The organism is Photobacterium alginatilyticum (assembly GCF_009910675.1).
Taxonomy (GTDB): domain Bacteria; phylum Pseudomonadota; class Gammaproteobacteria; order Enterobacterales; family Vibrionaceae; genus Photobacterium; species Photobacterium alginatilyticum.
This window is the reverse complement of record NZ_RSEJ01000023.1, coordinates 63,696-76,142: the sequence shown is the minus strand read 5'-3', so window position 1 is coordinate 76,142 and position 12,447 is coordinate 63,696. Positions and strand designations below refer to the sequence as shown.

Annotated in this window: 11 protein-coding genes; 6 read left to right on the top strand and 5 right to left on the bottom strand. The window is 47.7% G+C overall.

Annotation, left to right across the window (positions count from 1 at the left end; all coding sequences use genetic code 11):
- Positions 1–259: 259 nt before the first annotated feature.
- From EIZ48_RS19945 to EIZ48_RS19930, 4 genes are read left to right on the top strand one after another with little or no spacing between them, the layout of a single operon-like run.
- Positions 260–1,978: a hypothetical protein gene (locus EIZ48_RS19945; protein ID WP_160655279.1), complete on the top strand. Its 1,719-nt coding sequence runs from the start codon at positions 260–262 to the stop codon at positions 1,976–1,978.
- Positions 1,979–1,986: 8 nt separating this feature from the next.
- Positions 1,987–2,655, top strand: a complete 669-nt coding sequence (locus tag EIZ48_RS19940) for an ABC transporter ATP-binding protein (protein ID WP_160655276.1) — start codon at positions 1,987–1,989, stop codon at positions 2,653–2,655.
- A 3-nt stretch (positions 2,656–2,658) separates the two neighbouring features.
- Positions 2,659–3,837 carry an ABC transporter permease gene (locus tag EIZ48_RS19935; RefSeq protein WP_338046934.1) on the top strand — a complete coding sequence of 393 codons (1,179 nt, stop codon included), beginning with the start codon at positions 2,659–2,661 and terminating at the stop codon, positions 3,835–3,837.
- Between the two features lie 20 nt (positions 3,838–3,857).
- Positions 3,858–4,805, top strand: coding sequence for a metal ABC transporter substrate-binding protein (locus EIZ48_RS19930; protein ID WP_160655270.1), 948 nt, complete (start codon positions 3,858–3,860; stop codon positions 4,803–4,805).
- 122 nt (positions 4,806–4,927) lie between these two features.
- Here EIZ48_RS19930 and gntH (EIZ48_RS19925) read toward each other — a convergent pair whose 3' ends face one another.
- The 3 genes from gntH (EIZ48_RS19925) to EIZ48_RS19915 all read right to left on the bottom strand — a co-directional run bounded on the left by gntH (EIZ48_RS19925) (position 4,928) and on the right by EIZ48_RS19915 (position 8,420).
- Complete coding sequence (gene gntH, locus EIZ48_RS19925) at positions 4,928–6,055, bottom strand: guanitoxin biosynthesis MBL fold metallo-hydrolase GntH (protein ID WP_160655267.1); 1,128 nt, start codon at positions 6,053–6,055, stop codon at positions 4,928–4,930.
- Between the two features lie 128 nt (positions 6,056–6,183).
- The gene (gene gntH, locus EIZ48_RS19920; protein ID WP_160655264.1) at positions 6,184–7,425 is read right to left on the bottom strand and encodes a guanitoxin biosynthesis MBL fold metallo-hydrolase GntH; all 1,242 of its coding nucleotides are present in this window, start codon (positions 7,423–7,425) and stop codon (positions 6,184–6,186) included.
- A 188-nt stretch (positions 7,426–7,613) separates the two neighbouring features.
- The gene (locus tag EIZ48_RS19915; protein ID WP_160655261.1) at positions 7,614–8,420 is read right to left on the bottom strand and encodes a hypothetical protein; all 807 of its coding nucleotides are present in this window, start codon (positions 8,418–8,420) and stop codon (positions 7,614–7,616) included.
- A gap of 394 nt (positions 8,421–8,814) precedes the next feature.
- Between EIZ48_RS19915 and EIZ48_RS19910 the strand changes: the two genes are divergently transcribed.
- A complete protein-coding gene (locus EIZ48_RS19910; RefSeq protein WP_240153032.1) occupies positions 8,815–9,306 on the top strand; it encodes a hypothetical protein in 492 nt (163 codons plus the stop codon).
- An 87-nt stretch (positions 9,307–9,393) separates the two neighbouring features.
- On the opposite strand, the gene EIZ48_RS19905 is transcribed toward EIZ48_RS19910, so the two are convergent.
- Positions 9,394–10,419, bottom strand: a complete 1,026-nt coding sequence (locus EIZ48_RS19905) for a zinc-binding alcohol dehydrogenase family protein (RefSeq protein ID WP_160655257.1) — start codon at positions 10,417–10,419, stop codon at positions 9,394–9,396.
- A gap of 167 nt (positions 10,420–10,586) precedes the next feature.
- Between EIZ48_RS19905 and EIZ48_RS19900 the strand changes: the two genes are divergently transcribed.
- Complete coding sequence (locus EIZ48_RS19900) at positions 10,587–11,519, top strand: LysR family transcriptional regulator (protein WP_160655255.1); 933 nt, start codon at positions 10,587–10,589, stop codon at positions 11,517–11,519.
- Between the two features lie 10 nt (positions 11,520–11,529).
- On the opposite strand, the gene EIZ48_RS19895 is transcribed toward EIZ48_RS19900, so the two are convergent.
- Positions 11,530–12,432 carry a helix-turn-helix transcriptional regulator gene (locus EIZ48_RS19895; RefSeq protein WP_160655252.1) on the bottom strand — a complete coding sequence of 301 codons (903 nt, stop codon included), beginning with the start codon at positions 12,430–12,432 and terminating at the stop codon, positions 11,530–11,532.
- Between the last annotated feature and the right edge of the window lie 15 nt (positions 12,433–12,447).

Sequence of the window (12,447 nt, the reverse complement as noted above, 5' to 3'; positions counted from 1 at the left end):
ATGTTTGGTTGTATAAGCGTTCGATGTTTACAACAATGAATGCAATGACTAATCGTAAACTATGTGTTGTATTCTGTTCTATACTCTTGGTTACCCAAGTGGATATTTCCTTCTGCTAGCATAAAAGCAAACTCAGGCTTGCAGTCAAAATCGATTGTCGAGTGGTTGTGGTAATAGGTGAATTGATTGCTGCATGGTTATAGTTTCATTTTTCTCGTGATCGATTAGTTGCTTTGAGGTCAAAAAGGATAACCGCATAGTGCTAAGAAAGATTATTTTATATTTGATATTACTTTTCCCGTGGTTTGTTTACGGTGATGCCCTGATACGCAGTCAGGCAATGAAAGCCAGTACCATTGCAGAATTCTATATTGAAGAGAAGGGGGTTAGGGTTGAGCTTGAAATAGGTTCAAACGCTCTTCCAGCCTTTCGTAATCTACTTCCAGATCCTGTATATCAGTACTTAGGCTTCGGGCAGAGATCCTTTTCAAAGCGACTTTCGCATTTTTTTTCTGAAGACTTGGTTCTTTTTGATAACCAAAAGCCTCTAACAGCAAGCCTTGTTGCCATTACTCCGGCTAAGCGCGTTATTCGCGACGAAATTACTGGTGAGCCTTTACCAATACCGGAAGACGACCTAGAAGATGTCGTGAAAGCCACTCTTCATTATCGATTTGAGTCACAACCAAAAGAGCTGGTATTTCAGGCACCACATAAGTACGGTTTAGCTGATATTGGGTTTGTTGCTTATCACAAGGGTATCGCCGTTAATGATTTTCGTTATCTGAGCAGTGGCTATATATTGTCATTAGACTGGCAGGACCCTTGGTACAGTACTTTTAATACCCGCAACCTACGTCGTCAGTATTTTGCGCCTATGAGTGGTTTTATCTATGTAGAGCCGCTTGAGGTCCGTAAAGAGATTATTGTCAGGCCTAAAGATCTACAGCGCTGGCTGGATTTAGGGCTTGAAGGGAAATCAACGATTCCGATAGCGATGCAGGGCGATCTTAAGCTAAAAGTGGCTGATTTTTTATCCCGGCATCAGCCTGTTACCATCAATGGAAAAGCTGTTACAGGTCAGCTGGACAGTGTGAATTTTCTTGAACGAACATTAACTAGCTCCCGCGTTATAGATCCTCCGCAGGAGTTGGATCTTGATGGTGCAATACTTGGTGCCATTTTTGTCTATCCCCAGGCTGAGTTACCGGGTGAAGTGGTGATGAACTGGGATCTCTGGGATGATCGAATTAAACTGGTACCGGCTTCCGCGGTCGATGAAGCTGGGCCATTACCGACCTATTTACAGCCAGAGTGGCAAAAGCTGGTTTGGACAAATTACCTGAAAAATCCAACGATACCCGCTTTAAAAGTCATCACTCCGCCGCCTGCTGCTTGGCAGCAGTGGCTTCATGACGCACGTTGGCTGCTGTATCTAATTTGTCTGCTTATGCTGCTCATAATGATAAAGAGTGCTCGGCAACCTCAGGGGCGAAGGGCTGTTATGTTGGTGGCACTGTTTGTTGCAGTGGCTGCCGGAGTAACGTCTTCATTAGGCAAAGCCAGTCTGCCAAGCGAGCAGCGAGGTGAGGAAATAATCGATGGCTTGCTGCACAATATCTATCGTGCTTTTGATTATCGGGAAGAGGGGGCTATTTACGATACCTTATCGAGCTCAGTCACCGGTGACTTATTGACGGATATTTACTTGGAAACCCGCCGAGGGCTGGAATTGGTTAATCAAGGGGGAGCAAGAGCCAAGGTAAAAGCTGTTGAAGTGCAATCCGTTGTTTTATCAGAAGCGGCACAAGGCGAAGGGTTTCAGGCTGATGTTAGTTGGATCGTAAAAGGGTCAGTAGGGCACTGGGGCCACGTGCACCAGCGCAACAATCGGTATCAGGCTAAGTTGATGATCGAGCCAATAGCAGAACAATGGAAATTGACGTCAATGACGGTGTTACACGAAGAACGCCTGTAGGAGTGGTCATGCTACGGATCAGAAAGCTCCGCTTTGCTTATTCTCAGACTCAGTTTCAGATAAACATTGCGAAGCTGGATATTGCCGGTGGTGAAACATTGGCACTGATAGGTCCCAGTGGCTCGGGGAAAACCACGTTGTTGAATTTGTTGGCAGGAATACTGAAACCAGACAGCGGCACCATATTTATGGGGGAACAGTGTATATCAGCGATGCATTCAGCACAGGCCAGACGTTATCGCTTGCAACAAGTGGGTATGGTCTTTCAGGGGTTTGAGTTGCTGCCTTACCTGTCGGTACTCGACAATATTTTACTAACGGCACGCTTATTGGGTGGTTTCGCTATTAATGAGGAACTCAGGCATCGAGCCGATAAACTGGCTATGTCTCTGGGGATCGCGGATAAGCTGCGACGTCCCGTTAATGAGCTCTCGCAGGGTGAGCGACAGCGTGTGGCGATTTGCCGAGCTCTGTTGCTACAGCCTCCAATTATTCTTGCTGACGAACCTACCGGTAATCTTGATCCACGAAATAAGCATCTTGCCTTAGAGAAGATAATTGATGAAACAAAAGCCAATAACAGTGCATTACTGACCGTTACCCATGACCATTCGTTACTGGGGCAATTTGACCGGGTCGTTGATCTTGATGACTTTATCTGTGCTGAGGAGTCATAGGTGATGGGAGCGCTCTATCTTGCTTATCAGTATTTTCGCTACCACTGTGTGAAAACAGCACTGTTAGTCACGGCGATTACTTTGGTTTTTTGGTTACCGTTGACAATTCAGTTACTGATTGATCGCACGGCCGAGCAGTTAATGGCGCGTGCCGATCAAACTCCCTTGGTTGTTGGCCGTCATGGCAGCCCGTTGGAGTTGGTACTTAATACCTTATATTTTCGCTCTGACACACCGGCACCAATGCCTTATGCTGACGTAGAAAACCTGGAGTCCATGAGACTGGCCGAGGCTATCCCTCTTTATGTTCGTTTTCACTCTCAACAATTCCCAATTGTAGGAACAACGCTGTCCTATTTTGATTATCGCCGGCACCAATTTGCCAGTGGCCGCTCTATGGCTTTATTGGGGGAGGCTGTTATTGGTGCGCAAGTGGCAGAGAGCCTGGGGATTGGTGTGGGTGACTCGGTAATATCGTCACCGGAGAGTGTGTTTGACATTGCCGGTATTTATCCACTGAAAATGCCTGTTGTCGGTGTATTAAAGCGCAGCTTTGGCCCGGATGATAAAGCTATTTTTACCGACATTAAAACCACATGGGTGATAGAAGGGTTAGGCCATGGCCATCAGGATCTTAACCAAGGCTCGGCGGTGCGGCAAATTCTTAAAAAAGATGGCGACATAATTATTGCTAATGCCTCGGTGCAAAACTGGAACGAAATTACTCCGGACAACATTGATAGCTTTCACTTTCACGGTGATCTGCGCCAGCTGCCAATCAGCAGCGTGATACCGGTTCCCCAAAGTGATAAAGCGGCAGTCTTACTGCAAGGGCGATTTGCTGCTCCGGATCTGGATAATCAGATTGTTCGTACCCAGATAGTCATGCAAGAGTTACTCGATACCGTTTTTACCGTACGTAATTATGTGGTTATTGCCGTTACGGTAATAGGTGGCGCTACATTGCTGGTTGCGGCTCTGGTTTTTATGTTGTCGATGCGCCTGCGTCACAATGAGGTGGAAAGCCTGACCCGTATTGGAGCCAGCCGCGGCCAGGTGACGGTACTGTTAGCTGCGGAGGTTGTTGTCGTCATTGTTGCCAGTTCGCTATTGGCTACAGCTCTATTTATTTGCAGTCAGCGGTTTGGTGTTGCTTTGTTGCAGCAATGGTTAATTGCGTAAATGAAAGGAGAACAACGCATATGGAACACCAATTGATTGTGTTAATTTGCCTGATAACCGCGCTGAGTGGCTGCGAGCCATCTGATACAGGCAGTGAAACAGAGTCCTCGTTGGCGTCACGGACCAAACCGCTGATCATGGTAAGTAATAACCCCCTTTATTATTTCGCCACAGAGTTGGCAGGTAACAACATTGATGTGCAGTTTCCCATTGATACCACCGGTGACCCGGCTTCTTGGCGACCTACTGCGCAACACATCACTGAATTTCAACAAGCTGATCTGATTGTGCTGAACGGTGCCGGTTATGAGAGCTGGTTAACCACGGTATCTTTACCTACCACCAAACTATTTAACACCAGCAAGAGTTTTCAGCGTGAGTGGATCCCTATTGAGGGAGGTGTTACTCATAGCCATGGTCTTGAGGGTGAACACAATCATCGCGGCTACGCGATAACTACCTGGATGGATATGCTTCAGGCCTCCCAGCAGGTAAACAATATGGGCGAAGAATTAATCCAGCGTTGGCCGGAGCAGGCTGCCGGTTTTGAAAGCCGTCTGGCTGTTCTCCAGCAACAACTCTTACTACTGGATACGCGTTTTCAGCAGCAATTATCCCGCCTGGAAGGCGAGTCGGTTATCTTTTCACACCCGGTATATCAGTACTTCCAACGTCGCTACCAGGTGAATGGCAGCTCTTTGCACTGGGAGCCGGATCAGGCACCAACGGATGCTCAGTGGCAGGAACTGCAGCAGATGCTGGCCGAGAAGCCGGTACGAATCATGATTTGGGAAGGGGAGCCTATGGCCGAAACCCGTAGGCGATTAGATAATTTGGGGATACACAGTGTTGTTATTAGCCCTGCGGCGAACACTTCAGCAAAAGGAGATTGGTTAACGGTACAAAGCGCCAATATTGATCGCTTGGCTGAACTGCTTGATAGTTTGCTGGAAACAGCTAAGTTGTAGAGTCAATGTAGCGTTCTGTTATTGCTCTTTCATCGTCATTAACCCAATTGTAGTAACACAATATAACAAACGGGGCCGTAGCCCCGTTTGACCAAAATGTGAGTTATGACTCCGATTAAATATTATTTCTCTGGAAGTGGGGGGGGCGTATAACCTTTCCACTTGCCGTTGTTGATGAACTCTGAATATTTTGCCTCACCACTTCGCTTGGCCTCCTTGTAGGCTTGAGTTGTCGGTGGTGCTTGAACACGCTCGGAACTCACCACTTCACGTTGTTTTATCTGGTCCTTGGTAATGCTCCATGCCATCAAGTCGTTTGCGATCACCAGCGGTCCATCGTAGACTTTTCGGACTTCCTCAATCATCATCATGTCCAGTTCGGGTTGACGAATTGTGTGGTAACCCACTGCCAGTCGTGGTTTAACTTCAGCCATAATCTTGCCGAAGCCCGAGGGCGGAGTGTGGATATATGATGATACGAAGGTTGCTTGTCGAGCCTCCCAGCCAAGCGTCTTGGCGAGCCCTTCGGGCGTGTAGAATAATTCGTGGATCACGAAGTCGGCGCCCTTGGCTCGCTCAATGAACCATTTGTTAGGAGCCGAATCACCACCAAAGACGAAGCTCAAACCTTTCCAGTCGAGTCGATAGCTAACCGAGCCATCGAGAACATGTACGGCGGGAAAAGAGGTGATCTTTACTCCGTTCTTCTCGTAGACCACGCCACCGTCCTGTTTGAAGTCGAACTCATGTGCAATCAATTGACCACCGGCGTCAGGCAGTATGCCCGAGCGACCAGCAATGTCCCAAGCATAGGCCTTTTTAAGTCCCTCGACAAAAGCGGCAGTCCCAAGCTCAGGCTTGGAGCCTGAAGGTCCGTAAATGTGCAGGGGGGTGTAGCGTCCGCTCAGCCAGCCACCAACCCAGAGCGCAGCAGCATCACCCACGTGGTCAGTGTGCAAATGGCTCGCGAAGACTTTATCGACGCGGTGAAATTCCGGACGCAGGGCGAACAGGTTTTCCATCGAACCGCTGCCAACGTCGAACATGAAGATGTCGCCATTACCCAGTTCAACGTACCAAGCCGAAGACTTTTGCCCACGGGTAATGGGCGTCGGCATGCCGGTACCCAGCGCCACAACAAACATCTCGTTAGGTCTGAGTTTTTCCGTGCGAGGGTACCATGCGCTTGGTGTTTCCGTTGGAGATTGTTCAGCTACGGCGTCTTTGACGAAGTCTGCGTCGTCGGACATGAACGCGAGCACTGCGCACAGTAGACCTATAGCTCGTAATGTTCTATACATTAACAACTCTCCTTTTCAGTCAATACATAAAGCCCCCGTGATGGGCGGAGGCTTTGTTTCATTAGAATGATAGCCAGTTATTTTTCAAGTTCTTTGTACATAGCCGGGCGCCAGTCCTGTTTTTCCAGACCATACTCTTTCATATAATCATCCAGCATTGCGTCCTGTGCCTTGAAGCCGTCTAACCAACGGCCGTTTTCAATCCACTCAGAGGAGGGGTTAGGGCGTCCTTTTTCTGGTGGTGGCTGGAGAGCTGTGCCGGGTACCGACCAGGCTTCATCAACAGATACTGCCATTCGCTCGGTGATCTTATCTTTGGTGATGTTCCATACCATCATGTCTATCGCCATCGATAAGGGGCCGTCATAGGTTTCCCGGATGCCCTCGTAGATACCATAGCGGGTTCCCTCCTCGTTGAAGAAATGGAACGCCACCGCGTGTCGGGGTTGGATCGTGCTCATGATCTTGCCAAAGGATTGGGGCGAGGTGTGGAACTCGCAGCAGGCGCGCCAGGCAAGTTGTGGCGGCTGGTTATAGAATTTCACCAGCTGCTCCGGTGCCTGGAACGCCTCATGTAGCGCTAAGTCTACGCCTTTGCCATGCTCTACATACCATTTGTTGGGTACGGTATCACCACTGAATAACACGCTCATGCCAGCGTATTCCAGCTTGTAGCTGACTGGACCGTCACCTGTATGGATGGCGGGGTAGGAACGGATGGTCACTCCGTTTTCCTGATAGACGATCTGGTCCACGCCCTTGTAGTCGAATTCATGGGTCTCGATTTGACCTGGCACTGGGGTGATTTTGTATTCACGGGTTACCTTATCCCAGTTGACGAACTTGAGAAAGTGCTCCATCGCATAGGCGGTACCCATCTCCGGTGTCTGTCCGGAAGGCCCCCAAACCTGCAGTGCGTTGGGTCGTCCTGCAGTCCAGCCTCCTGCCCACAGCCCCAGAATATCTCCCATGTGATCGGTATGTAGGTGGGAGAGGAACACTTTGTCGAGATATTGGTAAGGAATCATCAGGGCGGCAATATTGGCCATCGAGCCTGTACCTATATCAAACAGGAATTTGTCTCCGTTGCCGGTTTCGATCAGGAAGCATGTAGCCGCTTGGCTGCGGCGAGCAGCTGGCAAGCCGGTACCGCAGGCAATAACGCGTATCTCTTCTTTAGCAAGCTCCTCGGTACCAGGGTAATATGCATATCTATCGGGTGCTGTACCTGTAGGCGATGTTACAACGCCCCCGGCACCAAAGCTATAACCAGTCCAGCACATAAAGGCGGATGTAAAAAGCAATGTAAGTATTCTCATTGTCCTTTTCGCTCCTTATTCTTTCGACAGCAACCTTCTACGGGCTGCTGATGAGTTCGTAATGGAATCATTGTTGACATGGCTATTTTTTTGATTAATTAAGGACGGCATAGCCGCGTTGAGTCATACAGTTTTTATCACTCGCTTTTCTTTTTTTCGTATTGAGCTTTTTATGGGTAACAAATAGATTAAAAAGAGTAGGCCGCTCCGATTAATATTCCATGCTCATAGCCATCATAGCTATAGCGGTCGCTGGATGAGTTATTATCAAAGTCGACATCAAGTCTCTTGTACTTTGCAACAGCCTGCCAGCCGTTATCCCATGCATAGCCTCCGCCCAAGTCAAATCGCCATGTCAGATCAGAGCCGACACCAAACCCACCAATATCAAAGCGTGTCAGGTAAAACCAGTTGGTATCTGCAATGTTGTTGATTAGCCGGAAACCTAAAAAGGGATCAGTCCATTCATCGCCAAAGCTGGCTGATATTGATTGTGATGTTGGAACAGGTTGGGGCGTTTGGATTGTTTGATCTATTTCTAGTTCATGATTGATATAGCGAAAACCGGCTAATAAATCTGTCGTGAAATCGTCATGGTACAGACGGTAGGTACCATAAATTTCAAGCTCTTCGACATCAAATGTAATTTTATTAATGGTGATCGGGCCGACAACTTGATTTGGGCTGTTTTTCAATGAGATGAATGCATAATCAAGCTCTACGCCCCAGGTACCGTTACCGTACCGGAAAAAAAATGCTCCTAGGCCGTCTTGATTATCCATAATATCACCGAATCCCAGTGATACAGGAAGAGTTGATGTGCCACCACCAGGTGTATTAACGGTTGAATCTGCTTCTATATTTTGGGTGATAAGGTACAGACCTGTTGATAATGTCCATCCATCTCCTTTTGACTCAAAAGTAGGGTTGGATAAAACGGAAGGTGCCATCAGGCTAGCTGTGATTGAGATTATTGATATGCATATTCTTCTCATATCACCATCCTGTATTGAATGAAAAAAAAGATGCCAGTTGCTGTTTTGTTGTGATACTACACTGGCGCAGATTCTAACTATAGTTTCAATTTTTATAGTCGGTACATGTCATCTCCGACAGAACGTTATCATCTATTATTTAGTCTTATATTAAAGACAATATACGGTTGTGTTTCTTATTTGGACAAATCAATTGCGTAGCCAAGTTGCATCCCATAATAAGCCTAACTTGGGTCGCCTCTCGGCTATAGGCACTAGCATTATCTTGATCATTCTCAAGTAGGAAATCCCGGTAAGAATGTCGTTCTACTGCTGTTAATGGAAGCTGTAAACGCTACACTTTATAACATGTATATGATATATATTATTAATCGCATTCGCAGTAACGGTAGTGATGACAGCTATGAACGATTTTGACTTTTTTGTGTTAGCGCGAGTATTGCATGTGTTTGGTGTCGTGATGTGGATAGGCGGCGTTGCGTTTGTGACGACGGTACTTATTCCGTCATTGAGAAGAGTGTCAAATGCGGAGAATCGCTTGGATCTATTTGAGCAGCTAGAAGGGCGGTTCAGTCTTCAGGCGAAAATCACCACATTGATAACCGGCGCGTCGGGATACTATATGCTGGAGGTGATGAATGCTTGGGATCGCTATTTGTTGCCGCAGTTTTGGTGGATGCATTTAATGACGTTGGTATGGATGATCTTCACCCTGGTATTGTTTGTGCTGGAGCCTTTAGTATTGCATCGCTGGTTTCATCAACAAGCACAGAAAGACAGCGAGCGGGCTTTCGTCTGGTTGCATCGAATGCACCAAGTCTTACTCAGTCTAAGCTTGATTGCTGTACTTGGCGCAGTGGCAGGGGCGAATGGCTATCAGTTTTGACTTGATACACTCAATTAAGAGCAGTTAAAAAATGGAATACCCATTAACCCGCCCGGTAGCGGGTTAATGAATGCCTGTAAAGATTGATCAAAAATCTTCGAGTACTACTTTCCCGATTGATTTACCCGATTCGATATACGCGTGGGCCTTTATCAGGTTCTCGGCGTTTATTTTGCCAAAGTGCTGGCCAAGGGTTGTGACAAGCTCGCCATCGTCAATCATTGATGACACTGAATTCAATAGCTGGCGCTGTTTATCCATATCTCCTGTCTGATAGAGAGAACGGGTGAACATCAGTTCCCAGTGCAAAGATAGCGATTTTCTTTTTAGCTTCATGATATCCAGAGGCTCTGTTGGATCATCTATGAGTGCTAGATGTCCTTGCGGTGCCAATGCTTCGACAATCTGGTCAAAATGGGCTTGGGTCTGAGTCAGGCTGATCACATGGGTAACGTTATCAATCTCAATTCGTTTGAGCTCTTCGGTCAAAGGCTTAGAGTGATCAATCACATAATCGGCACCAAGGTCGGTTACCCACTTCTGACTTTCTGGCCGAGAGGCGGTTCCGATGATGGTGGCATTGGTGAGCTTGGCAGCTAGCTGAGTCAGGATTGAACCTACACCGCCGGATGCCCCGATGATCAGCAAGCGTACCTTGGCAGATTTTTCGGCATTAGGAGTAAGATCGAACTGTAAACGGTCGAAGAGAAGCTCCCAGGCCGTGATTGCGGTCAAAGGCAGGGCTGCTGCTTGTGTGTCAGAAACCGTGGTTGGTTGCTTGCCGACAATACGTTCGTCAACAAGGTGGTATTCGGCGTTTGTTCCGGAGCGGGAAATATCACCGGCATACCAAACTTTATCACCAACCTGGTAATGCTCAACCTCTTCGCCAACAGCAGTCACTTCGCCGACAGCATCCCAGCCAAGCACTTTATACTGACCTTCCTCTGGTGCGGCACTTGCCCTGACCTTGGTATCGACCGGGTTGACGGAAATAGCTTTGACTTTTACCAGCAAGTCACGGCCTGTCGCCGTTGGTGTCGGTAGCTCGAAATCAACGAGTGCGTCTTGTTGGTCAATGGTTTTTGGGGTGAGATATCCGATGGCTTTCATGACTCTTCTCTCTTTTTCGTATATGAGCTAACGCTAAAGTGTGACAGCCACTGGCGTTAACATTGTTGGATATTGAATTGTTGTAGTGATATTAAGGAAGAAATCGCTAAGCAAAAACAGGGTAATGGTTTAAACTTTTTCAATAATTTTTTGAAAATAAGCCTGCTATGAATACATCTGATCTTGAGTTATTTATACGAACTGCTGACTGCGGCAGTATCACTGCCGCGGCAGGCTTGCTGGATACCAGTCCGGCTGCAGCCAGTGCGGCGCTGAAGCGACTTGAAAAGCAGCTAGGCGTTGAGCTTTTTATCCGTTCGACCCGTCAGTTACGTATTACCGCTGAAGGAGAGCGTTTTCTGCTGCATTGTCGTCAGGCAATTGAATCGCTGGAGTATGCCAAGGCATCGCTTGTCGAAATGCAAGGAGAGATAGCAGGCGAAATCCGCATGTCGGTGTCCTCGGATCTGGGGCGAAACATGCTCTTGCCGTTGCTTGATGATGTAATGGATAGCAATCCTGAGCTCAGCGTTCAGTTGAGCCTGGGAGATTCGTTGGCTGACTTTTATATGGACAGGGTCGATGTGGCATTGCGCTACGGGCAACCAGAAGACTCATCAATGGTGGCTTTCCAGTTGATAGATGTGGATCGCATTGCGTGCGCATCTCCCGAGTATCTTGAGCGTCATGGTACGCCTCAGACTCCGGAAGAGTTGCTGCAGCACAACTGCTTATTGTATCGGCTTGGCGATCAAATTTTCAATCAGTGGGAGTTTACCAATAAGGGGACTGGAAACTCGGAACCAATAACGAAGAAGGTTAAAGTCAGCAGTAATCGTATCTGCAATGACGGTGATATCGTGAGGCGTTGGGTGGTATCGGGTAAAGGTATAGCGCTGAAATCAAGGCTGGATATGTTTGCCGATCTGAAAGCCGGGCGGGTGGTAGAAGTCATGCCTGGTTTTAGAGCAAAATCAACGAGCTTGTGGTTGATTTGCCCGAGTCGAAAGCAAGTGACTCCCGCAGTGTTATTGCTGCGGGATAGGTTGCGTGAGAAGTTTAAGGCGTTGCTTGGAAGTGAACAATCACTCTTACCTTGAAGAAAGACGTTTACCCGTCTACATCCTCGACAGGCAGTTGAAGCTCGATCTCCATTCCATAGGGTAATTTAGTCGAAGCGTTACGTAAGTATTCAACGGTGTAGCCTTGCTCACAGAGTTCGTAACCTTCCAGGACTGCACGGCGGTAGAGTTCGTTCCAAACGGCGTAGTAGCCTACATCAGTACTTATATTGGTTTTACAGCAAAGATATTTGCCCGCAGCAATAGCCAGGTTTGCTCTGAAGGCCGAGGTAAATTCCTCACCAACATGGACGGTTATATCATCAAAGCAGTTGTTGAGCTGCTCTACATCGGTAGCAACAATTACCTCGAACTCTTCATCACCCGGTTCATCCATGATTTTTTCAAACTCCGGAATGCTAAAGCGTTTGGACGGAAGATGTCGTTCGGGGTAGGTGCGCAGCTCGGTGTTTAGTTGCTCCACGATCTGCGATTCCATCGTCTTGTGTGATTGTGATGTCGGGTGGCCAAGCTTGTTATATAGCTCATCCAAGTAATCATAACTGTCCCGCTCCCGTAATTTCCGAATGGCTTTGGCTGAGGTATTGAGCTCTCGTTTTAGCGCCTTGGCCAATGCCTGAGAAGAGGAAAAGCCGCTTCCGACAGCGATATCGGTAATGCTGTCGGAGGTATAGATAAGCTTTTCAACCACGGTTTGCAGTCGAAGTCGACGCAGGTATTGCCCCGGCGCCTCGTTGAAGACAGCCCGGAATACGCGGTGGAAATGGTGGGGGGAGATTGCACAGGAAATAGCAATTTCTTCCCAGGCCAACGCAGGTGATTGTTCCAAAGACTCATACAACATATAGAGTGCTTTCTCGAACCGGCTTTTCCAGTGTTCCGGTAGTTCTTCAATCAGAGCAAGCTCGGGAACAAGGTGTTGTGAATCCATAACGTTAACCTTTGT

What these genes read in the sequence shown, in the direction of transcription:
- EIZ48_RS19940 (WP_160655276.1), top strand. Translation starts at nt 1,987, where the DNA reads ATGCTACGGATCAGAAAGCTCCGCTTTGCTTATTCTCAGACTCAGTTT.
- EIZ48_RS19935 (WP_338046934.1), top strand. Translation starts at nt 2,659, where the DNA reads ATGGGAGCGCTCTATCTTGCTTATCAGTATTTTCGCTACCACTGTGTG.
- EIZ48_RS19930 (WP_160655270.1), top strand. Translation starts at nt 3,858, where the DNA reads ATGGAACACCAATTGATTGTGTTAATTTGCCTGATAACCGCGCTGAGT.
- gntH (WP_160655267.1), bottom strand. Translation starts at nt 6,055, where the DNA reads ATGTCCGACGACGCAGACTTCGTCAAAGACGCCGTAGCTGAACAATCT.
- gntH (WP_160655264.1), bottom strand. Translation starts at nt 7,425, where the DNA reads ATGAGAATACTTACATTGCTTTTTACATCCGCCTTTATGTGCTGGACT.
- EIZ48_RS19915 (WP_160655261.1), bottom strand. Translation starts at nt 8,420, where the DNA reads ATGAGAAGAATATGCATATCAATAATCTCAATCACAGCTAGCCTGATG.
- EIZ48_RS19910 (WP_240153032.1), top strand. Translation starts at nt 8,815, where the DNA reads ATGACAGCTATGAACGATTTTGACTTTTTTGTGTTAGCGCGAGTATTG.
- EIZ48_RS19905 (WP_160655257.1), bottom strand. Translation starts at nt 10,419, where the DNA reads ATGAAAGCCATCGGATATCTCACCCCAAAAACCATTGACCAACAAGAC.
- EIZ48_RS19900 (WP_160655255.1), top strand. Translation starts at nt 10,587, where the DNA reads ATGAATACATCTGATCTTGAGTTATTTATACGAACTGCTGACTGCGGC.
- EIZ48_RS19895 (WP_160655252.1), bottom strand. Translation starts at nt 12,432, where the DNA reads ATGGATTCACAACACCTTGTTCCCGAGCTTGCTCTGATTGAAGAACTA.